General features: G+C 42.1%; 22 protein-coding genes. 9 read left to right on the top strand and 13 right to left on the bottom strand.

All coding sequences use genetic code 11. From position 1 onward, the window contains the following. The first annotated feature begins 20 nt into the window (after nt 1-20). Both QE382_RS13965 and QE382_RS13960 read left to right on the top strand, forming a co-directional pair. Nucleotides 21-1,370: a RagB/SusD family nutrient uptake outer membrane protein gene (locus tag QE382_RS13965; RefSeq protein WP_307186439.1), complete on the top strand. Its 1,350-nt coding sequence runs from the start codon at nt 21-23 to the stop codon at nt 1,368-1,370. 1 nt (nt 1,371) lies between these two features. Beyond that, nucleotides 1,372-2,595, top strand: a complete 1,224-nt coding sequence (locus tag QE382_RS13960) for a TlpA family protein disulfide reductase (protein ID WP_307186438.1) — start codon at nt 1,372-1,374, stop codon at nt 2,593-2,595. Between the two features lie 49 nt (nt 2,596-2,644). Here the strand turns inward: QE382_RS13960 and QE382_RS13955 are convergent, their stop codons facing one another. The 3 genes from QE382_RS13955 to QE382_RS13945 form a co-directional block, all read right to left on the bottom strand. Further along, nucleotides 2,645-2,857, bottom strand: coding sequence for a hypothetical protein (locus QE382_RS13955; protein ID WP_307186437.1), 213 nt, complete (start codon nt 2,855-2,857; stop codon nt 2,645-2,647). A gap of 493 nt (nt 2,858-3,350) precedes the next feature. Next, nucleotides 3,351-4,361: an AraC family transcriptional regulator gene (locus QE382_RS13950; RefSeq protein WP_307186436.1), complete on the bottom strand. Its 1,011-nt coding sequence runs from the start codon at nt 4,359-4,361 to the stop codon at nt 3,351-3,353. A gap of 51 nt (nt 4,362-4,412) precedes the next feature. Continuing rightward, the gene (locus QE382_RS13945; protein ID WP_307186435.1) at nt 4,413-4,814 is read right to left on the bottom strand and encodes a hypothetical protein; all 402 of its coding nucleotides are present in this window, start codon (nt 4,812-4,814) and stop codon (nt 4,413-4,415) included. Between the two features lie 195 nt (nt 4,815-5,009). On the opposite strand from QE382_RS13945, the gene QE382_RS13940 reads away from it, so the two are divergent. The 5 genes from QE382_RS13940 to QE382_RS13920 all read left to right on the top strand — a co-directional run bounded on the left by QE382_RS13940 (nt 5,010) and on the right by QE382_RS13920 (nt 8,620). Beyond that, nucleotides 5,010-6,200 carry a hypothetical protein gene (locus QE382_RS13940; RefSeq protein ID WP_307186434.1) on the top strand — a complete coding sequence of 397 codons (1,191 nt, stop codon included), beginning with the start codon at nt 5,010-5,012 and terminating at the stop codon, nt 6,198-6,200. 100 nt (nt 6,201-6,300) lie between these two features. Then, nucleotides 6,301-6,609, top strand: a complete 309-nt coding sequence (locus QE382_RS13935) for a helix-turn-helix transcriptional regulator (protein WP_209580632.1) — start codon at nt 6,301-6,303, stop codon at nt 6,607-6,609. A gap of 490 nt (nt 6,610-7,099) precedes the next feature. Continuing rightward, a complete protein-coding gene (locus QE382_RS13930; RefSeq protein ID WP_293886390.1) occupies nt 7,100-7,744 on the top strand; it encodes a DUF6266 family protein in 645 nt (214 codons plus the stop codon). Then, complete coding sequence (locus QE382_RS13925) at nt 7,692-8,150, top strand: DUF5675 family protein (RefSeq protein ID WP_307186433.1); 459 nt, start codon at nt 7,692-7,694, stop codon at nt 8,148-8,150. Before QE382_RS13930 ends, QE382_RS13925 begins: the two co-directional genes overlap by 53 nt. 215 nt (nt 8,151-8,365) lie before the next feature. Continuing rightward, complete coding sequence (locus QE382_RS13920; RefSeq protein WP_307186432.1) at nt 8,366-8,620, top strand: hypothetical protein; 255 nt, start codon at nt 8,366-8,368, stop codon at nt 8,618-8,620. A gap of 271 nt (nt 8,621-8,891) precedes the next feature. Here the strand turns inward: QE382_RS13920 and QE382_RS13915 are convergent, their stop codons facing one another. The 10 genes from QE382_RS13915 to QE382_RS13870 form a co-directional block, all read right to left on the bottom strand. Beyond that, entirely contained in the window at nt 8,892-9,311 is a 420-nt protein-coding gene (locus tag QE382_RS13915; protein WP_293957396.1) for a c-type cytochrome, read from the bottom strand. Between the two features lie 91 nt (nt 9,312-9,402). Beyond that, the gene (locus QE382_RS13910) at nt 9,403-9,789 is read right to left on the bottom strand and encodes a hypothetical protein (RefSeq protein ID WP_293940083.1); all 387 of its coding nucleotides are present in this window, start codon (nt 9,787-9,789) and stop codon (nt 9,403-9,405) included. A 43-nt stretch (nt 9,790-9,832) separates the two neighbouring features. Beyond that, the gene (locus QE382_RS13905) at nt 9,833-10,489 is read right to left on the bottom strand and encodes a DUF1345 domain-containing protein (RefSeq protein ID WP_307186431.1); all 657 of its coding nucleotides are present in this window, start codon (nt 10,487-10,489) and stop codon (nt 9,833-9,835) included. 11 nt (nt 10,490-10,500) lie between these two features. Further along, nucleotides 10,501-11,313 carry a hypothetical protein gene (locus QE382_RS13900; protein WP_307186430.1) on the bottom strand — a complete coding sequence of 271 codons (813 nt, stop codon included), beginning with the start codon at nt 11,311-11,313 and terminating at the stop codon, nt 10,501-10,503. A 57-nt stretch (nt 11,314-11,370) separates the two neighbouring features. Next, nucleotides 11,371-12,360 carry an LLM class flavin-dependent oxidoreductase gene (locus QE382_RS13895; protein WP_307186429.1) on the bottom strand — a complete coding sequence of 330 codons (990 nt, stop codon included), beginning with the start codon at nt 12,358-12,360 and terminating at the stop codon, nt 11,371-11,373. 46 nt (nt 12,361-12,406) lie between these two features. Continuing rightward, complete coding sequence (locus QE382_RS13890; RefSeq protein ID WP_307186428.1) at nt 12,407-13,594, bottom strand: THUMP-like domain-containing protein; 1,188 nt, start codon at nt 13,592-13,594, stop codon at nt 12,407-12,409. Next, nucleotides 13,595-14,857, bottom strand: coding sequence for an aspartate kinase (locus tag QE382_RS13885; protein ID WP_307186427.1), 1,263 nt, complete (start codon nt 14,855-14,857; stop codon nt 13,595-13,597). 23 nt (nt 14,858-14,880) lie between these two features. Continuing rightward, a complete protein-coding gene (locus QE382_RS13880; protein WP_307186426.1) occupies nt 14,881-15,672 on the bottom strand; it encodes a DUF3298 and DUF4163 domain-containing protein in 792 nt (263 codons plus the stop codon). Between the two features lie 21 nt (nt 15,673-15,693). Continuing rightward, nucleotides 15,694-16,146 (bottom strand): GNAT family N-acetyltransferase, encoded by a 453-nt coding sequence (locus QE382_RS13875; RefSeq protein WP_307186425.1) that lies wholly within the window; start codon nt 16,144-16,146, stop codon nt 15,694-15,696. Then, nucleotides 16,139-16,831 (bottom strand): YggS family pyridoxal phosphate-dependent enzyme, encoded by a 693-nt coding sequence (locus QE382_RS13870; RefSeq protein WP_307186424.1) that lies wholly within the window; start codon nt 16,829-16,831, stop codon nt 16,139-16,141. The genes QE382_RS13875 and QE382_RS13870 overlap by 8 nt, the downstream gene beginning before the upstream one ends. Before the next feature lie 73 nt (nt 16,832-16,904). Here QE382_RS13870 and QE382_RS13865 point away from each other — a divergent pair, with 73 nt between their 5' ends. Together QE382_RS13865 and QE382_RS13860 are read left to right on the top strand one after the other, a co-directional pair. Next, nucleotides 16,905-17,651 (top strand): DUF4296 domain-containing protein, encoded by a 747-nt coding sequence (locus QE382_RS13865; RefSeq protein WP_307186423.1) that lies wholly within the window; start codon nt 16,905-16,907, stop codon nt 17,649-17,651. Nucleotides 17,652-17,673: 22 nt separating this feature from the next. Next, nucleotides 17,674-20,043, top strand: a complete 2,370-nt coding sequence (locus QE382_RS13860; protein WP_307186422.1) for an endonuclease MutS2 — start codon at nt 17,674-17,676, stop codon at nt 20,041-20,043. The last annotated feature ends 100 nt before the right edge of the window (nt 20,044-20,143 follow it).

Here is a 20,143-nt window from a genome sequence, read left to right as displayed (position 1 = left end):
CAATCTAACACGAATTGAGAATGAAAAGATATCCTATTTTATTTATCACAGCCCTACTGTTTACCTTGACTGGCTGTGATAAATTTTTAGACAAAAAAGCTGATCTAAAAATGGCTATTCCAGAATCGATTGAAGATGGAGAGGCCTTAATGGACAATTATAGCATGTTAAATCAAGGCTATCCTTATATCGGTGAATTGTGTAGCGACAATTTTCAAATGAGCTATTCAGATTGGTCTGCGATCACGATTGATGAAGATAGGGACCTGTTTGTATGGAATATACAGGCTGCTCCACCAGCCACGCAATGGTCTGCGCCTTATCGGGTGGTCTATAATGCCAATCAAGTACTTGCAATGATGGATGAGTTACCCAGCAATGATCGCTCGCAACAACTGAAAGGTAAAGCCTTATTTTTTAGGGCTTATGCGCATCTAGCGTTGGGTGAACTATTTGTGGATGTGCCCAGAGCGGATAAAAGCAATGCAAATAAAATGGCTATTCCTTACCGTAAAACGCCGAATATTGAGGAGCGTAGTCCCAGAGTGACCATTGGTGAATTCTATGAGCAGTTGCTAGCCGATTTACTGTCGGCTACCGAGCTACTGAAAGATAACAATGATAAGGCTTCTAGACCCTCTTATACAGCCAGTTTAGCTTTATTGGCAAGAGTATATCTTTATCTCCAAGATTATGAGCAGGCTGCCTATTATGCAGATAAATGTCTGCAACGAAATGCATCTTTATTGGACTTCAATGTGCTGAACCAGTCGAGCAATACGCCGATTTCGAGATTTAATACGGAGGTGTTATTTCAGGCTATTTCAAGTGGGAGTGCGACCTATACCCGCACACGTTGGAAAGTGTCTGCAGCATTAATGGAAACTTATCAGGCTAACGATCTGCGAAGGACAGTGTTTTTTATCAATAATAACGATGGTACCTATTCTTTCAAGGGAAATTACGACGGTGTTTTGAATCAGGCTCCATTCAGTGGCTTGGCTGTAGACGAGATATATCTTATCAGGGCTGAATCAAATGCTCGGCTAGGCAAGATTGCCTTGGCACTTAAGGATATCAACGATCTGTTACGGTCGCGGTGGAAATCTGGTACGTATACAGATCGTACAGATACTGATCAGGTTACACTATTGAATTTTATCTTACAGGAAAGGAGAAAAGAATTGATTATGCGCCAGCGGCGCTGGCCAGATCTAAAAAGATTGAACCTCAAGGCTGAAACGGAAGTGACTTTAAAAAGATCGTGGCCAGAAAAGCTGGCAGAATTACATCCGAATGCTCCTCAATATACTTTTTTGATATCATTTACTGTCCTCAACAATTCTTCGCTGACTCAAACTGAACGCTAAAATGAAAAAATTGATTAAAAATATGTGTGTTATAGCTTTGTTATTGCATACAATACATACTGCTTATTGTAGCACCTCTCAGGCAGATACATTGACTACTGGAATGAAAATGCCCAATGTGGATATGGGTACTCTTGAAGATGGTGTCCCGTTAGGAAAGTTTTCACAACAGGCGGCTGCGCGTCTTGTCATTCTTGACTTTATGAATTCGTCTTGTATGAGTTGTATAGCCGCGCTGCCTAGGCTGTCTCAGGTTGCCAAGAAATTTGGAAAAGATATTCAGATTTATCCTGTAACGTATGAGGATCGCGGCCGGATAGCTAAAATGAGAAAGTTAAATGATATTATAGCTGCCACAGATTTGAAATTTATTGTTGAAGATAAGAATCTAAAAACGCTTTTTCCGCATCAGACCGTTTCACACGTGGTATGGATTCTCGATGGTCTAGTGAAAGGAATTACTCATGTGGAATACCTGGATGAAAAGATGGTAAATACCATGCTTAAAGAGGGTAAACTTGATGTGCCTCAGAAAAATGATTTTAAAACCTTTGATTATTCGAAATCACTGAAGGATCTTCGTTACCCCCTAAGATCGTACGCTGCTCTGACTGGTTATATTCCAGATGCTGATACCAAGTATGGTACGGATATTTCGTCTGATTCGAGCAGTATAAGGGAGTATATGATCAATGTGCCGATACTTTCGGCCTATATGCATGCTTATGGAAAAACTAAGCGATTGCCATATATGAAAGCTGATCGGATCATAATAGAATCAACCCATCCGGAAAAATATAGTTATGTCTCCGATCGGGATGGCTACGAAGAAGATTGGTTATTAAAAAATGCGATCTCGTACGAATTTGAATTTACAGAACGGAAATCAAAAGATAAGCGAATGGGAAGTATTATTCAGGATCTCGACAATAGATTACATGTAAAGACATCGATAGAAAAAAGAATGATTGATTGTTGGGTTATTATTGATGGTAAGGGTAAAAGTAAAAATATGCAGGATGTCGGCCAGTCCAAAAGAGATTTTGTATTTATGGTAGACCTCAATAGTGCATATCCTGTTATTCTGGATGAAAGTACATTGGATAACAAAATTCCAGCGCGATCTCATCAGTCTTTTGATGAACTTAGATCGTTACTACTTGATGCAGGTTATGATCTTGTCAAGGCAAAGAGAGCAACAGAGGTTTTTGTATTGGCAGATTAAACAACTTAGGGTGCATAAAAATATGCACCCTATAATTAAAATGGCATGTCTACGACTTTAATGTCACATGCGATGTATTCGTCCTGGTATTTAAAGCTTCGAGCATTTCGTTTCTCAAATCTTCTGTAATATCTGGTTTTCCCCCAACATTAGGAGCGTCGATAGTACAGATTTGATTATTGCCCGAACAACCAGGTGATCCTGCTGAATAACTGTCTGGATTACCAGGGTCACTTGGATCATTCAATTGAAATAGTGCCATAGTGCAAAATTTTAATTAGTCAAATCTTGTTCATTAATCAGCTACACCCAAGATGTATCCGGTTTCACAGATTCTGCCGGGCTGACCGAAACGCCGCATGAGGCCAGCCCTTTTCACGTAAATGCTGTATCGTACCGCCACACGGGAATGTGGTAAACCTGCGGCCGTGCCTGTCACGTACAGGACCAGCACAGCAGCAGGTCACTGAAAGCAAAAGTTTCATCTTCGACAAGCCAGAATATTTTCGCTGCACCAGTTGCGAAGGCCATTGCCGACGTGAGGCGCTCATATCCGCGGCGAATGGTTGTTCATTTAGCGAATTTACCCTGACTCGTTGTGTACGCTGTATACGCTCTTGCTTGATCATACTTCTTTGTTTATAAATTCACCCAGTCCTATGGGTATATGGTTCATAATTCAAAGATAGTGACCGACGCTGCGCATAATTTGACATAAAGCGAATCAGGATTTGACAAAATCCGTGAATCTAAACCTACCCCTGCTTTTTGGGATTAAAGGTAAGCTGTTGGTAGGCAGTCGGAGATAACCCGGTCTCATTTTTAAAAAATCGGGTAAAACTAGAAATCTGACCAAAGCCACAAAAGTCCGAAACAAGCTGTACAGGCATTTTTCGATCCAGCAGATGCTTTGCCTTGTCGGCCAATACTTGGTTGCGAAAATGCAATAGCGTCTCACCATAGCGCTGCATATGGTATCTGTTGAGTTGATCTTTTGCAACGTGCAGCGTAGCAGCAATATCTCCGATCAAAATCCGCTCTTCCGTTTCTTCGATCCGCTTGCTGATCAGCGCTCGGGCCTGTAGAGCCAAATAGTCATGATGGCTCAGGAGACCCTGCGCTTTGAGTAGCTTATTTTTGCTCAGAAGGAGCAGATCCTGAATTTTGTGAAGTATAATACTTTTGGGTATCAACGGCTTCTTGCTGAGTTCCCTCGTGAGCTCAGCAAATAACTGTCGGGTCTGCTCCAAAGCGGCAAAGTCCAGGCTGACTCGGTACTGTGCAAGCTTGCCTTTATGTGCTGCGATCACGCTGGAGAGATACCCAAAGCCGGGAACGCCGCCGATATGAAGCAGATTCAACGGTAAGGTAAACCCTTGAATGAGATATGTTCCGGGTTCAAATTTTACTCTAATTTCAGTTTCGGGGGCATAGAGAAACGCACCATGCCGCGGGCGGAAAATAAAGGTTTCTTTGACCTGTGGCTGGCTGTAATGGATCGGAGCATGCCCTACGAGATGGTAGAGCAGATGGGTCTGCGGACTGGATATCTCAAAACGGATTGTTGTTAAGCTATGCACTTCGAACTGATAGCAATAGCTCTCCAAATTGCCGGTCTGCAGATACTCCTCAAACAGACAAATTTGTGGATGGCATAGCAGTCGGGTCCGGCTACCGGGCAACCGCTGTTGAAAGGATTTTGTGAGCGTACTCTTGCTCACAAAATCCATTTCTTCTTCTATCAACCTGAATGATGGGGTCCGCATAGCGCTGGTATTTTTGGGGAATAGGCCACGTCCGTTTCGGAGAAACGTGGATTAGCTGCCTGCGGTATGCCGATAGACAATGCGGATAGAAAAATAACCTGTCGGCAACAATCTGTTCGTAACAGGTAGGTCACTGGATGAATTGTATCGTGAAAGGATGATGTCCTTTGGTGTGTCTTTTTCTTCATCGACCGAGCTGCTGTTCTTTTGGAAGTCAACGGCTTGACCGTTGTTCCAGCTGTCGGCAATCCCAATGCTAAGTTCGGTTTTGAGTGCAAGAGACATGGTGTTTAGATATTGGATCTGGCTGAGGCGTAGCTCAAAATAGGCATGCATAAAGCCGACAAAATCGCTCATGACGGAGTTGATGATAGGAAGACGCTCGGCATAAGGAAGGGTCAATACTTTTAGCTGCAGGTCGTTGACACCTGCTTGGTCAAATGTTCTTTTCATATTTTTGCTGTTACGTAAAACCACAAATAAATCAGCTAAAACCATAGAAAACAAATTGTTTGGTCAGATATGACTGGATTCGGTACATTTTGACGGAATGTTTCATCGGGAAATTAGTATTATTTTAAAGAAATTTTGTAAATTTGAGGTAAGTGTTTTATTTTGAATCAATCACCAGACCAATTTGTATTCCTTATGCGATCGGAGAATTTAAATAAAAGTAGAAGATTATTTCCGTATTTATTAAAGACTATTATTGCCCGATGGAGCCACATATGCTATTATCCACTTCATTTTTTCTTTTGCATTATCTTTGCTTTGATCATCAATGTGGGTTCTGCCGGCAGCGAGATGCTCGGCCGTATCCAGAGCAAGCGTTTTATGGCGGTATGGATCGGCACGGTGTTGCTGTTGCTGGTCTACGCTATGCTGATCAGCTACATACATGCAGCCTTGGTGGTAAGGCAGCGGTTCAGTAGGAATACCAAGCTGAATTTTATGATCTATCTGCTCTGCGCATCCGGTATTGTCCTAGCCATCCACGGGGTCGTACTGGAAGTATTGCTACCGCACAGGCCGGGATTGATCTTGCTTTCGCGATGGTATCTGACCACTGATTTTTGGTTTTTCTTTCCCATAGTGACCGCCTATGTACTGTTGGTAAATCGCTTTCCAAAATGGGTATTGCTCGATTGGCAATCCTTTGTTCACACGGCGATTCAGATACCGCCGGAGTCCAAGTCACAGCTCGATCAAGATCACGAGCCACTTTTAGTAGCAGGTGCATCCGAAACTGGTGAAAATAGAGATTCTCTTGAACATGCGACCGACCTGCTGGTTAAGAGCCCAAGGCAGCTATCCCGGAACAATGTCCACACGACAGCAATCGATCTTCCAGCTGTGACAAAATCAGAATCCCAGGCTACACTGTTCAATCTGTGGCAGCGCGATCGGGATCGGCTAGCACTGATGGTCTACCTTTTGCGTAAATGGGAGGATAAAGAACCGACAGACGGAACCACGATAAAATGCCTACACGCGGTGATCATCTATAAACAACAACGTACGGCAGATGTCTATCTGCATGACGGAAAGTTATGTCGGATAGAGGTGACAACCAAAGCACTGCGTGAAAATCCATGGTTGGTTAAAATACGGGCGAGAGTGTATGTCAATATGCTCTATTTTCGCGTGCCCGTAAATCGGCCCACCATGTTGGAACTTACCGCTGAGATCAAGGAGAAACTACATCGATTGTTGCCGGAGGATAAGCTCAAAATAATGGTCACGCCCTCGCGTGAGCTGCGCAACAACATCAATAATTTTTGGGGAATAATAGATACGCTAGATGAAAGCAAATTGGAAGAGGAATTTAATCTGGCTTAAAACAGAAGTATTGTCTAACGCTGTGGTGATGGAGCCGCTGCACAGTGCCAATTGTGCAAAGTGACTCGTTTCGGCGACCAGCATGTTTAATTGCATGGTTATGTTAAATTTAATGAATCGCATATGTGACCTTTTGGAGGTCATAACCTCCTTATTGAAAGCGATATTGACCCATATAACGGAAGAAATGAATAAAGTATCTACGGACACAGCGGAGATACCTTCCGAACTGGATCATATGCTTGATATCGCTGATGTGCTCGACAAATTGGGTATCTCTGAATCGAAGTATTACCGGCTGGTCCGCGAAGGAAAGCTTAGGCCGAGGAAGCTGGGCAAGCGGCACTATTATTACTTGTCAGATTTACACCAGCAACTGGAAGAGAGCAGACGCAAAGGGCGGATTTAGCGTGTTGTAAAAAAAGGAGCCTTTTGGCTCTTTTTTTATTTTCTGGGAGCAAGCGAACGCAAGCTCTTTCACGTCGCTACGCTTCGGCACCTGTTCGGCGACGCTATGGCTATCCTTCGACTTTGCTTCGACACAGCTACGGGACATCTTCGACGCTCCTTCGGGTGGGCTTCGACAACGCTTCGAGTCGGCTTCGACTCCCAGTCGAACAGCACCCGAACAATACCCGAACAGCAGCCGAAGTGGTGTCGAAGCTGTCTGCAATCTTTTCCGAAGATGTCCCGAATACAATCCCTTAACGACTCAAAGGACTGCCGAGGGGCTGCCTATCTGTTAAAGTTGACAGGCAATGACAGCATGGCCATCCGTGTACTATCAATCCCTGCATTTATCCTTCTACTGAAAAAAGTCATGCTAATTTAGCTCTTGCTAGCAAAACAAAGACTGCTCATGACAGTCGTAACTATTTATTATTTAAACATGTATAATCATGGCAAGATTTTTAAAAGGTATACACGGAGCTTACTCTGGGAAAGTAGGAAGTGTAATAGGAAGCAGTTGGCGAGGTGTGGATTATGTCCGCTCACTCTCCAAGATTACAAGCAAAAAAGCGAGTGAAGGACAGATTGCACAGCGGGCAAGATTTGCAACCGCGGTAGCTTTTCTATCGCCGATCAAGGATCTACTCAACCTGGGCTATTCGGACAAATTGCAGAGTAAAGCAACAGGCTACAACAAGGCGCTACAATATCTCCTGAATTATGGTGGCGTCACAGGTACTTACCCTGCATTTGAAATAGATTATGCAAAGATCGTTATTTCCAAGGGCTCATTGGCAACGTTGATGGGTGCGGAATGGTCAGAAGCTTTTCCGCAGGAGATCATGTTGACATGGGAGCCGCAGTTCAACAAACTTAACGCGTTCGCCGGCGATTCTGTTATTCTGCTCATGTACAACAGCAGCAAGAATTTCTTTAGTATCCTGGAGTCTGCGACTCGCGAAGAAGCAAGTATGAGTTTCAAGCTACCTACTAGCTACTCCGGTGACACGCTGGAAGGCTGGGTATTTACCGGTCATCAGGATGGTATCAAGACTTCTCCGAGTGTTTACCTGGGTAAATTATCCATTAGCTAATATGGCTGTTAAACACACCCTGCTGCTCCTACGAAAGTATGGAGCACGGGGAACCAATGGTACCATCAGCTATCAAGGCGAAGAGATATGCCATACCATCGAGCTGCCTGATAGAAATAATACACCACGGATTAGCTGTATTCCAATTGGTCGATATAAGTTGGAGAAACGGCGCTACCCCAAACATGGCGAGCAGATTGGTATCCCAATGGTGCTCGGCCGCGAAGCAATACTGATCCATGCGGCCAACAATGCACTCCGTGAATTGCAGGGCTGCATTGCGCCGGTGACGACGTTAACAGGCGAGGGTACTGGGGATTATAGCGGCAAGGCTCTAGCAAAGCTCAAAGCGCTGGTGTATAGCCTGTGGGATATGGGTGATGAAGTGTATTTGAGTATTCGTTAAGGCTTTGGAGATCTGGAATTAGTTGCTGCATTCCTTTGTGCCTTCTTCTTAGCAAGCTGACGGCATAAATCAAACTCGCTATGCTCGGACAATGATTTATGCTATCGTCATCTCGCGTCAGCGATAGGCAGTCGGAACGCAAGGCTTTCAATTCCATGATCTCCTAGCTTAACGAAAGGTGAGTTGATGGTGGCTCTACTGAAAATGCAAAGAGTATGAAAAAAATCTTTAACAAAATAGGACAGGTGCTGCAGCTGGTGCTGGCGGCTCCTGTTAAACTTCCGGGAAAGGTCGGCAACGTATTGAAATACCTGGCCCTGGGGTTGGGGATCGTGGAAACGGTATTGGATGAAGATGAACCCCAACCGGAGGTAAGTGACGGAAAACCGCCATCGGAAGCTGATTTGAATGTGGCAAACGATACGGCCAAAACTACGGCTGAAAGGAGCGCGGATGATGAAAGTGAATAATATCCGCATCTCGGCCATAGGCGGTACCCTCTGTTCCATCTGGGCCAGCATTTCCCTGGGGGATGTGTTGCAAACAGCCCTGACAGCGGCACTGGGTACTTTGGTCAGTTTTGCCACGAGTAGGCTACTGGGCAGATGGCGCACCAAGCAGAAAAGGTGAGTGGTAATTAAGGCGCACGGCATTGTGCGCCTTTGTCGTAAGACGAAGGTCCAAAACAAAAGAAAACACCATAATACAAGGACTATGGTGTTACATGAATATGTGGTTTGATTAGTTTTTCGCTAAGACCATCTCGGGTTCTTCTTTTCCGCCATGACAGGTTTTACAGGATATTGCTTTGGCTGGAGCATTGTCCCAACTGCGGTTAAAATACTTTTTGTTGATCTTTTGGGTCATCTTGATCATCGCCCGCCCAATATCCTTTTTGTGGTTCTCATCACTGGCAAAATCCAATTTCTTAGGATCTTCTTTTGATGGTGCATGACAGAAACCGCACTTTACGCCCAAGGCAACGTTAAATTCCTTCATGGTGGAAATCAATTCGTCATGGGAAATATTTTTTGGGAGAACTTTTAGATTGGTTGGTTTTGGCTCTTCCTTTGGTTTGTCCTGTTGGAAACTAAATGCACTCAACGCAAGCGCAATAGCCAACACGGATGCAATCGCACCTAATTTATTGAATTGTTTCATTTCTCTCTTCCTTTATGCTTGACTAAATATAGGGAGAAAGCAATAATTTTCAAATAGAAAATGAAATTAATATGACAATTTAGATTGATTATTAGTTACGGACTGCATTTTCAACAACCCAACTTTGGCTATTTGCCTGATAATTGATCGTTAATCGCTTTCCTTCAATTTTGACATTCTTTAATCCAGTCGTGTCAGCGGATACCCAAGTAGTATCGTTTTCTTGATTCAATCGAAGGGAAGTGATATTAGGGATACCTGTGAAGAACTCGACTTTATAGGTATCGCCGCTTTCTTTTAAAACACGAATAAGCCGATTATCCCGATCTACTTCCAACGAATTATCCTGGTATTGGATACGCCCGATAAAACTGCCAGCTGCTGCTGCAGTAGCGCTACCTGAATCTTGATTTTTCGCACACGAAGCTACTAGAATAATGATGATACAAAGCGTGAGTAAGGCGTTGAAAAACTTCATGTGTGTAATTTTTGCTCTAAATTAAGACTTTTTGATCGAAAACTCAATTGATTAATCCAGAAATGATATTTATTGTTAATGCAACAACAAATGTATTTAAAGCGAAGGAGAGGAGACCGTGAAAAAGTGCTACCCTCCGGATCTTTTTTGAAGATATCCCCACGTCGGATACTTGAAAGGTGCATCCCATCACGAATGAAAAGTATGCAAAATCCAGATAATCAGGTTTGTCGTCACCGGGAAACTCTAAGCCATCACCATCGGACCTATTTTCGTAATATAGACGTGCATAATGAAAAGTATAGATGGTATGAACCAATATCCATGAAGCCATCATGGCTAATATGCAAATGACGATAATATACGCATCCTTCAGCTGTTTGTCCTTGCTGGATATAATGATCATCAGCACAGAAACAAAGCAACCTATAGTGACCAAAATGATGAATAAGGAGACAAAAAGTCGGCTTCCATCTTCTTTTTGCGCTTTCTTTGCCATTGTTCCAATCGACATGGTATAAAATGTAAACCAGGATATGGCGATGTAAGATACACAGAACCCCAGCCAACATAGCAGCAGGTTTAATAGCGGAAGGGATTGGATTGGAGAAATAAAGTAGATCAGTAAAAACATGCCCACTGAAAGCAATGCGCGATCAATGGATTTCATTTGATGTAAGTAGTCGTTTATTCTAGCCATGTTACCCAGCTTTAACAATCAAATTGTGCATCAGCTTCAAAAGTGAGTGCATTGCCATGATTGGATAAGAATAGAAGCATTGCTTCCTCCTCATAGTGACGCGGATTAGAAAAGATAAAATCCAAAACACCGTCCCGGTCGATATCCCCAACAAAAAGTGTTGACATAAATACATCATCATATTGATCAATATGAAATAGGGTTTTTTCTTTGTTTTCTTTATTTGAAAGGTAGCGTAGTTTGTAATTGGTCACCTCATGGAATAATTTCTCGTGACCTTTGTCATCGGTTTGCACCTCTGTGGATTTAATAGTTCCCAATCCCCGCAGGGTAACTTTTTGATTTTTATACGCATATTCGACCGATTCTTGAGGCCATATTTCGGAATGAGTAACTTTTAAATTTTCTAATGCACCGGCTTGCAGTCCTTCCAACTTTAGGAACAGCAATGAATTTCTTCGTGATTCAATGCTTCGAGTTGGAACGCCGGCACACTCGTCATAACCGTCTTTTATTTCATAATCAACTTTCTCGAGATAATATTTGCCATTTTCTTCATAAAGGTCGTACCAATCCTTATTTAAAACAGCTGTAGGATCTTGCTTTTCCCAAACGCGGTAGCTACGCACGAGCAAAATCTGTCCCTTCTTTGGATCTGCTATGGAGGGTTGGTCAACTGTACTGCTGTCCACAACAACTTGGGACAATGTGTCAGTGGCTTTGTCCGTGTCGGATTTTCCACCGACCTGTTGAGAAGTGGGATTCGTGCATGCTTGGAGGGAAAAAAGTCCCATTAGAAGTGCAAAGGCATTATAGATATTCATATACGGTGAATTTAGTTTAAATATATAAAATTCACCGTATATAAATCGAGCGATTTTTTAAGCGAGTGCTTCTTTTAACAAGGAAAATGACTTAAGGCATTTTTCATCGTCGAAAATATAGGAAGTAGCGATAATTTCATCTACTTTGTGGTCTTTTACAAATTTCTCTATTTGTGGACGTATATTGGCTTTGTCACCAATGAAAGCACATGAAGCCATACTCTTGACAGCTTGCTCTATTGCCGGTATACCTTTGTAAATTACCTCCGGAGTGGGTTCTGATAATGGTCTTCTTGTATTTGTGACGATGCCAGCAAAGAGATTGAAGAAACTGGTGGCTAAAAATTCTGCTTCTTCGTTGCTGTCTGCGGCGATAACATTGACGCACGACATAAAATAAGGTTTCTCCAGCACGTCAGATGGGACGAAGTTTTGATGATAGATCATACTTGCCGAAGCAAATTGCGCTGGTGCAAAATGTGTCGCAAAAGCATAAGGAAGCCCTAAGCTTGCCGCCAGATAGGCACTGTCGGTACTTGATCCCAAAATGTACAGGGGTATATCCAAACCTTCACCCGGAAAGGCACGTACTTTTGCATCGAAATTGTTTGCGCTAAAGTAACGTTGCAGATCTTTCACTTCTTGAGGAAATTGAAAGGCGGTATTTAGGTTGTTTCTGCGTAAAGCCATTGCCGTTAGTTGGTCTGTACCTGGAGCACGTCCTAAACCGAGGTCAATACGGCCCGGAAATAAGGTTTCTAAAGTTCCAAACTGCTCTGCAATAACCAAGGGGGAATGATTTGGCAACATTATTCCGCCAGATCCTACACGAATACGGTTTGTGTTTGATGCAATATGTTGTATCAAAAGGGATGTTGCTGAACTCGCGATATATTCCATATTGTGATGCTCTGCAACCCAAATCCTCTTAAAATCCAGTTGTTCTATATGTTGGGCAATTTTGACCGTACGGGCCAATGCGCTAGCTGTATTTTCTCCTTTTTTTATAGGAGCCAAATCCAATGCTGATAATGCTATTTTATCCATGCATTAAAATTACGGAGAAGATTTTCGACAATTGTAATGAAAATGTCTATTCTAAAATTCGTTGTGTATGTATGACACTAAATTGATCATTGACGGTTGTCGTAAAGAATAGGAACGAATTTCCTCCATCTCTGATTTTGAACTTCTTCTTGATTTCTGCTGTTTTGAGCGGAAAATTTTTGGCAATAATCCCTGCTTGCATTGACTGTTTATTTTTTTTGAAATCACTGAAGGACTCCACTTGCTTTATAACGAATGTTTTGCCTGGAAAATTTTCAATCTGTTTATCTGAAGTGTAGAGGTGCGTGTTTTTATGTAATTTTTTGACATCAAATAGCTGTCCAATGGTTTTAAAGGCTCCTGCTTTGGAAAGTGCAACATCTGGTTCATACAAATAGGACAGTGGTTCACTGTATTCATTAACCACGGCGCGTTCACTTTCATAGGTAAAGGATACGACCTGTTGTTGCCCATGGAATAACCGCACAGCATGAATGGCAGCTTCACCCTCATATCCTATTTCTTGCACGAAAATAAGTTCTTTGCAGTCATTCTGCAGCGACAGCACATACACATCTTTGACATACCGCAATTGCTGTAGGGCGGAAGTGATGTCAAGTAGTGGTGCAAGTTTGCTGATAATGCTATCCGAGTGCCGGAAAAAGTCATCCTGCAACCGGACTAAATTAGGTTCGCATTCATCCAATAGGAACACTTTTTTGTTTTGAACTCTTCGGGAGGGATCCAGGTAGATGTAATCGAATCGTTTGGTTGCGTCATTGAGGATGTAATCCACACCGTTAGCGGCAATGACGTGAAGATTGTCTGCCGCTAATACAGCCGCATTATGTTTTGAGATGGCTGCCAATTCAGGATTTAATTCACAGGCAGTAACCTGTGCGGCCCGTTTTGAGAAGTAAAAGCTATCTACACCAAAACCACTGGTGACATCCACTAAGTGCGTTCCCTCATTTATCAGTGTGCTTTTAAATAATGCTGTTTTCTCCGAAGAACATTGCTCCAAGTTAAGCTTGGGGGGAAAATAGATTCCTGGCGTATTGGCCCACAGGGGGATTTTTGTGCTTGCGCGTTGCTTCCCGTCCAGTTGAGTAGCAAGCTCGGACGGCGATATTCCTTCAAAAGGAGATTTTTTAAGTGCAATTTTAGCAGGAGACTGCTCCGCGTTTCTATCCAGAAACTGCTGAATCTCCTCTTGAAGGATCAGTGTATTCATTTATATTTTCTTTACGAGAAGCTGGCAAGTATAGGTGTCTTTTAGTTCGCTTATCACCTCCTTATCAACCAGAACTCGATCAATGGTCTCCTGGTTGTAATAGCGAATAGTAATCAGTTCAAGTCCCGATTCATATTTGACTTTGAATCGCTGCTCGAGCTCGTTAATTAAGTCCACCAGATTTTTTCCTGTATCGTCTACCGAAACGGTGAAATTGATGGCTGTATTATGCATCATATTTATTTTGATACGGTGCTCATGGAATAGATTGAAAATGTCCCTTAAATTATCTTCCACGATAAAGGAGAAATCCCTTGGCGAGATTGAAATGAAAATCTGGTTCACCTTAAAGATGAAAGACGGAACGGGCAAAGTCTGATTCGTACTCCTGATCATTGTTCCTGGCGAGTCAGGATCGACAAAAGAGCGTACATTCAATGCAATTTTCTTATTCTGTAAGGGCTTGATGGTTTTCGGATGGATGACCGTTGCACCATAATAGGTAAGCTCTATCGCATCGGTATAAGATAATTCAGGAATGAGTTCAGTCTTTTCAAACCATTTGGGATCGGCATTGAGTACCCCCGGTACATCTTTCCAGATCGTTACGTTTTCGGCATTTAAACAGGATGCAAATATTGCTGCAGAATAGTCAGACCCTTCACGGCCTAAGGTGGTTGTGAAATTCTCCGAAGTAGAGCCCAAAAATCCTTGTGTGATGACAATGTATTCGTCGAGAATAGCGGGGAGCTCTGCGCGAATTTTTTCTTCCGTTTTGTTCCAGTCGACGACAGCCTCACGATAGGTATTGTCCGTGAATATATAATCACGTGCATCGAGCCATTTTACTTTTTCACCAATCGAAGCTACATAGGCCGCAACGATTTTTGTGGAGATAATTTCACCCATCGATACAATTTGATCGAAAAGATAGTCGTATGAATCTTGAGGCTCCTCCTCTAAAATCCACTCGATCTCGACAAAACAGTTTGCGACTTCATCAAATATCGGGTGTTCACCCTCAGGAAATAATTCTTGAAGGATATGAAAGTGAAATTGTTTGGCCTCATCCAGTGTCTGCTGTGGGTTGCCCGTGTTATTAACATATTCTTTGGTCAATCTTTCGAGAAGGTTGGTCATCTTTCCCATAGCGGATATGACAACGAGCAAGGCGTCGCCTTTGTATTTTGAGATAATCCGTGCTGAGTTTCTGACACTTTCAGCATCCTTGACGGATGCACCTCCAAATTTAAAAACCTGCATTTATTTATTAGTTTAGTTGATTGCTATTTAATACTATGAATATACTGTAATCCTTTGTCTGAAATCAAATGCCTGAAAGCGGCGTAGGGAATGCGCAATTCAGTCATCCCTTCAGCATAGGATTTGATTTCATAAACATTGTAATGAAATAGGATGTCGTCTTTTTCGAACGTAAAATTAGCTGCGAGCGCAAACTTACCGTCTTCAAAAAAATACTTTCCATTTAATAGTTCATCGCTACTTAACCCTTCCTTTGTACGGAAATATTGCTCAGCGATTTTGACAAACTCATCTTTATGCTGTGATTGAATAATGTCATCAATCACAATCTGTTTGTTTGACTGTCTATCGAAATTTGAATAAAGGGTAAAGTGGTCACCATGCGCACCGCCCGTATACTCTTCTTGTTGGGTTCTAATACCCAGAAAAACTGGCGTATTGGCGATCACATCGACCTGTAGCTGCCGGTTCCAGGTTGCCGTAGATCTGCCGTTATTATCCTCTACATATTCATTGTAAGCATTAATAAAACGATGGGCAGCCTCCTGCATACTGGTATCGCCTTCGAGATGAACAATATCGGTAATGAGATCATTGATCTTATCTTCCGCAAAAACAGGATATTTTGCGCGAAAATACGTCGTGTCCAGTCGATTTTCTTCCTTTAGAAAATAATTGCTATGCTCGTCTATGCTTTTTTTACTATAGGAGAGTGTATCTGCAAGTTGAATACCATCAGCAGGTGCACTTTGGCCATTGCAAGCGTAAAACAGATAGCTGATAACTAAAATTTTTAAGGAAAAATGAAACCGCATTGAACTGATTATCTCCGTTATTTAATAAGTAATGGATACATTGAGCCATCCGGCATCAAAGTCCGCTTTATATTTTTCATAAAACTTAATGGCCGGTTCATTCCAGTCTAAGACCTGCCATACCATGCCATGGTAACCGCACTGTTTGCCGTGGGCCAGCGTCTGATCGAAAAGTAGTTTTCCAATTCCTGATCCGCGCATATTTTCTGTCACAATTAGATCTTCCAAATAGAGTCTTCGGCCTTTCCAGGTTGAATATCTGGTATAATATAATGAAATGCCGACAATTTCGCCCGCTACTTCTGCGACAAATGCACCCCAGACAGGGGATTTTCCAAATCCTGCATCCTCAAACTCAGAAAGTGAGACCGTGACCTCATCGGGTGCTTTTTCGAAGATGGCCAGTTCATTGATCAATTCGAGCATCCGTGGGCAGTCAGATTTAATAGCTTCTCTTATAAGTGGTTTAGTCATTGTTTTTAAAGTGTTTGATTACTCTTTTTCCAAAGATTGTACTTCCTATACGCACCATGGTCGAACCTTCGCCTATCGCCAATTTATAGTCGGAGGACATGCCCATGGAAAGAATGTTGAAATGTTCATCTTTTCTGTAGAAACTTGCTTTTACCCCATCAAACAACATTTTAAGCTCATAGAATTCAGCTTTTATTACTTTCTGGTTATCGGTATTGGAGGCTATCCCCATCAAACCGCAAATACGGATGTTCTTCAATGCAAGAAATTCATCGTCGCGGAGCAGTTCGATGAGTTCAGCATGATCAAAACCAAACTTGGTGTCTTCCTCAGCAATATAAACTTGTAAAAGACAATCTATGGTGCGTTTGGATTTTTGAGCATGTTTGTTAATTTCCTTCAATAATTTGAGCGAATCAACAGAGGCAATTAGACTGATGAAAGGAGCAATATACTTGACCTTATTCGTTTGAAGATGGCCAATCATATGCCACTGAATATCTTTGGGTAAAAGCTCCGCTTTCTCAACCAACTCTTGAACGTGGTTTTCGCCAAAAATACGTTGTCCGGCCTCATAGGCTTCCATGATATCTGAGTTGGATTTTGTCTTCGATACAGCCACAAGTTGTACGCCGACAGCTTCAGTCTCCAATCTTAACGCTTCTAAATTACTAGCAATACTCATTTCCGATATAGTTTTGATGATGTAAAAAGTGCCAAATGTCGGTGCTTTTTGTAAATTTGTACAAAACTACGAAATGCTACGATTAATACTGAATCTACTTGCAGTCATTTTTTTATTTGCTGCCTGTGTACGTACAGGGGGCAAAGATATTATCTCCGAAAGTGAGTTTGTGGATGCACTTACCGAAATTCAATTGACAGATTCATACCTCAATATTTTGCCTATCGACAGCGCGCGCAAAGTCATATTGCCTTTGTACCAAGTTACCTTCGATAAATATGGTTTGGATTCCGTTTCTTTTAAAAAAAATCTGGACTATTATGGAAAGGATGCAGAAGTCATGTCTGCTATTTATAAAAAAGTGGAAGAAAATCTAACGAAAGAAAATAAGTTTTATGCAGATATTGATAGGAGAAAACAAGATTCTATCCGTAGCAGAGACTCGATTGTTAATGTACGTATTCAGGATAGTACCAATCGGGTTATGCGTGCGCAACAGGCTTATCAGGAAAGAATTGCCGCACTTATTCATTATACTCCAGATACAGCAAAATTGAGTTTTAGAGAAGCCGCTTCGTCTTTTAATCGCTATTTCCAAATGAAAACCGGTATCAGTGTAGATGGTTATCTTATGAATCAACTAGCTGTAGGCAGTCCAACTTTACCAGTTGATGCGTCTTCGGGCGCAGGGAGTATTTCGGGTAAGGATACTATACGAACACCGAAGGAGGTTCCACTTCGGCAGTTACCAACGACAGAACTGGACAGAGGACCAGTGCTCAGTCCGCCGAGGCAAATGAAGCCTCCGGTAAAACTTTAACCATTCAACGAATATGATTTCTATGGTATATCCAATAAATGCAATAGATAAGCTCGGATTTTCCGAGATAAAAGATAAAATAAGACAAAAATGCTTGAGCGAATCGGGTAGGGATTTGGTAGATAAAATTCAACCGCAGACCCGTTTTGATCAGATTGATCGATTTTTACGACAGACCAGTGAGTTTAAAGACCTTCTGGTGAATGACAGTGCATTTCCTGTCGAGAATTTTTTTCCACTTCGGTCCATTATCGAAAAAGCTCGGGTAGAGGGAGCTTTTTTGCTTGAAGAGGAGTTCTTTAAAGTATTACTTTCATTAAAGACTGTCTACGCTATCATCCGTTATTTTAACGAACGTGAGGGGCTTTATCCCAATCTTGAGATTCTCTTTGAACATTTACCGATAGAGAAAGGCATTATTCGCGATATCGAAATGGTGATCGACGAGCGTGGAAAGCTCAAAAATAATGCTTCGCGATTGCTGCTGGAGATCACGCAACAGATTCAAAAGGCCGAGCAGGAAGCTTTAAAGCGCATTAACAGTATCTTTAAAAGTGCGCAGGATAGTGGATGGACCGCCGATGGCAATCTTACCATCCGCGATGGAAGGCTTTGTATTCCCGTCTTAGCGGAGAATAAAAGAAAGCTTAAAGGTCTGATCCATGATGAATCTGCTACAGGTCAAACGGCTTATATAGAGCCTGAAGAAGTCTTTCAGCTCAACAATAAAATTAGAGATTTAGAATTTGAACGCCGACGAGAAGTGATTCGTATCCTAGTGGAATTGACCAATAAAGTTCGTCCGCACCTTCCGTTGTTGCTTTCTTATCATGGACTACTGACAAAAGTAGATTTTGTACGTGCAAAAGCACTTTTTGCTTTGGATATTGAGGCTGAAATGCCCGAATTGTCTAAAGAAGTGGAGATTAATTTGGTGAATGCTAGGCATCCACTTTTATTATTGAATCACCATCATACTGTTGTGCCGCTGAATATACAAATTGACGATGTCCAGCGTGTAATTGTTGTTTCGGGACCAAATGCAGGGGGTAAATCCGTCTGCATGAAAACGGTAGGCCTATTGCAGATCATGGTGCAATCTGGGCTATTAATTCCTGCAGACCCAACGACGAAAGTGGGCGTTTTTAAGCAGATATTTGCAGATATAGGGGATGATCAATCGATAGAAAGTGATTTAAGTACCTATAGTGCGCATCTCTCTAAAATGAAATATTTTACGGAATTTGCCAATGGGCGTACCTTGGTTTTAATCGATGAGTTTGGAACCGGTACCGATCCTTTGTTTGGTGGACCTATCGCTGAAGCGGTATTAGAATCGCTCAATAAAAAGCAGATTAGAGGCGTAGTGACGACACACTATTCTAATCTGAAGGTATTTGCGAGCAATTCGCCCGGTTTAGAGAATGCTTCGATGTTATTTGACAACCGCGAAATGAAACCAATGTATATTCTGCAGATCGGTAAACCGGGAAGTTCGTATGCATTTGAAATTGCTCAAAAAATTGGCTTAGGCAAGGAAATATTGTCGTCTGCGAAAAGCAAAATTGGTGTGGAGCAAAAGAAAGTTGACAACCTTTTGATTGATCTCGAAAGAGAGAAGAAAGAGGTGTTTGATACCAAAGTAGCGATTATTAAGCGGGAGAAAGAACTTGAGACCCTCAAAGCAGAATACCTGGAACTTCAAACCTATCTAGAAGAAAATAAAAAAGTTATTCTGAAGAAGGCTAAAGAAGAAGCGCAACAGATTATAAAGAATTCAAATAAACTCATTGAAAATACGGTTGCTCAAATTAAATCTGTCAAAGCAGATAAAGAAAAGACCCGTGAATTGCGCAATAACTTAGATCAGGCACTCCAGGCCGTACTGCCTAAAGAACAAAAGCCGGCAAAGCAGGCCATCAAAGAAAACGTTCAAGAATCTACGGAATTAACTGTTGGGGACTGGGTTCAAATTTTAGATAATGGTGCTGAGGCACAGGTGGTAGAAATTGCTAAAAATAATCTTATTCTTGCTATGGGCGAATTGCGTACCGTACAAAAGCGGAAGAATGTGATTAAACTAGTGGGACGGGAAGGAAAAAAATCTGCCAAAAGTTTATCAAGGTCAACATCTGCAGGTTCGGTGGCGGACTTTAAGCCTGAAATTGATCTAAGGGGGATGCGAACGGAGGATGCGCTTCATGAGTTGGAACGCGTGCTGGACAGGGCGGTAATGATAGGTTATCCATCGCTAAAAATTATCCATGGCAAAGGAGATGGTATTTTGCGTAAGTTTATCCGTGATTATCTCCGCAAATATAGTCATGTTAGTCGTTTTGAGGACGAACATCAAGACCGTGGTGGTGATGGTATCACCTATGCTTATCTGTAGACAAAATGAATTGGAGCTCAAAAGGTTGCAATTGTGAGCTCCAATTTTCGTTTAAATTTTTAAAATTTATAGGGTCGTTTAACTGGGCGTCGAACGGAAG

The sequence above is a fragment of the Sphingobacterium zeae genome (assembly GCF_030818895.1).
GTDB classification, from domain to species: domain Bacteria; phylum Bacteroidota; class Bacteroidia; order Sphingobacteriales; family Sphingobacteriaceae; genus Sphingobacterium; species Sphingobacterium zeae.
This window is presented reverse-complemented; position numbering and strand designations above follow the sequence as displayed.

Excerpts from the sequence above, each read along its gene's own strand:
- QE382_RS13965 (WP_307186439.1), top strand. The coding sequence starts at position 21 with ATGAAAAGATATCCTATTTTATTTATCACAGCCCTACTGTTTACCTTG.
- QE382_RS13960 (WP_307186438.1), top strand. The coding sequence starts at position 1,372 with ATGAAAAAATTGATTAAAAATATGTGTGTTATAGCTTTGTTATTGCAT.
- QE382_RS13955 (WP_307186437.1), bottom strand. The coding sequence starts at position 2,857 with ATGGCACTATTTCAATTGAATGATCCAAGTGACCCTGGTAATCCAGAC.
- QE382_RS13950 (WP_307186436.1), bottom strand. The coding sequence starts at position 4,361 with ATGCGGACCCCATCATTCAGGTTGATAGAAGAAGAAATGGATTTTGTG.
- QE382_RS13945 (WP_307186435.1), bottom strand. The coding sequence starts at position 4,814 with ATGAAAAGAACATTTGACCAAGCAGGTGTCAACGACCTGCAGCTAAAA.
- QE382_RS13940 (WP_307186434.1), top strand. The coding sequence starts at position 5,010 with ATGCGATCGGAGAATTTAAATAAAAGTAGAAGATTATTTCCGTATTTA.
- QE382_RS13935 (WP_209580632.1), top strand. The coding sequence starts at position 6,301 with ATGTTAAATTTAATGAATCGCATATGTGACCTTTTGGAGGTCATAACC.
- QE382_RS13930 (WP_293886390.1), top strand. The coding sequence starts at position 7,100 with ATGGCAAGATTTTTAAAAGGTATACACGGAGCTTACTCTGGGAAAGTA.
- QE382_RS13925 (WP_307186433.1), top strand. The coding sequence starts at position 7,692 with ATGGTATCAAGACTTCTCCGAGTGTTTACCTGGGTAAATTATCCATTA.
- QE382_RS13920 (WP_307186432.1), top strand. The coding sequence starts at position 8,366 with ATGAAAAAAATCTTTAACAAAATAGGACAGGTGCTGCAGCTGGTGCTG.
- QE382_RS13915 (WP_293957396.1), bottom strand. The coding sequence starts at position 9,311 with ATGAAACAATTCAATAAATTAGGTGCGATTGCATCCGTGTTGGCTATT.
- QE382_RS13910 (WP_293940083.1), bottom strand. The coding sequence starts at position 9,789 with ATGAAGTTTTTCAACGCCTTACTCACGCTTTGTATCATCATTATTCTA.
- QE382_RS13905 (WP_307186431.1), bottom strand. The coding sequence starts at position 10,489 with ATGGCTAGAATAAACGACTACTTACATCAAATGAAATCCATTGATCGC.
- QE382_RS13900 (WP_307186430.1), bottom strand. The coding sequence starts at position 11,313 with ATGAATATCTATAATGCCTTTGCACTTCTAATGGGACTTTTTTCCCTC.
- QE382_RS13895 (WP_307186429.1), bottom strand. The coding sequence starts at position 12,360 with ATGGATAAAATAGCATTATCAGCATTGGATTTGGCTCCTATAAAAAAA.
- QE382_RS13890 (WP_307186428.1), bottom strand. The coding sequence starts at position 13,594 with ATGAATACACTGATCCTTCAAGAGGAGATTCAGCAGTTTCTGGATAGA.
- QE382_RS13885 (WP_307186427.1), bottom strand. The coding sequence starts at position 14,857 with ATGCAGGTTTTTAAATTTGGAGGTGCATCCGTCAAGGATGCTGAAAGT.
- QE382_RS13880 (WP_307186426.1), bottom strand. The coding sequence starts at position 15,672 with ATGCGGTTTCATTTTTCCTTAAAAATTTTAGTTATCAGCTATCTGTTT.
- QE382_RS13875 (WP_307186425.1), bottom strand. The coding sequence starts at position 16,146 with ATGACTAAACCACTTATAAGAGAAGCTATTAAATCTGACTGCCCACGG.
- QE382_RS13870 (WP_307186424.1), bottom strand. The coding sequence starts at position 16,831 with ATGAGTATTGCTAGTAATTTAGAAGCGTTAAGATTGGAGACTGAAGCT.
- QE382_RS13865 (WP_307186423.1), top strand. The coding sequence starts at position 16,905 with ATGCTACGATTAATACTGAATCTACTTGCAGTCATTTTTTTATTTGCT.
- QE382_RS13860 (WP_307186422.1), top strand. The coding sequence starts at position 17,674 with ATGGTATATCCAATAAATGCAATAGATAAGCTCGGATTTTCCGAGATA.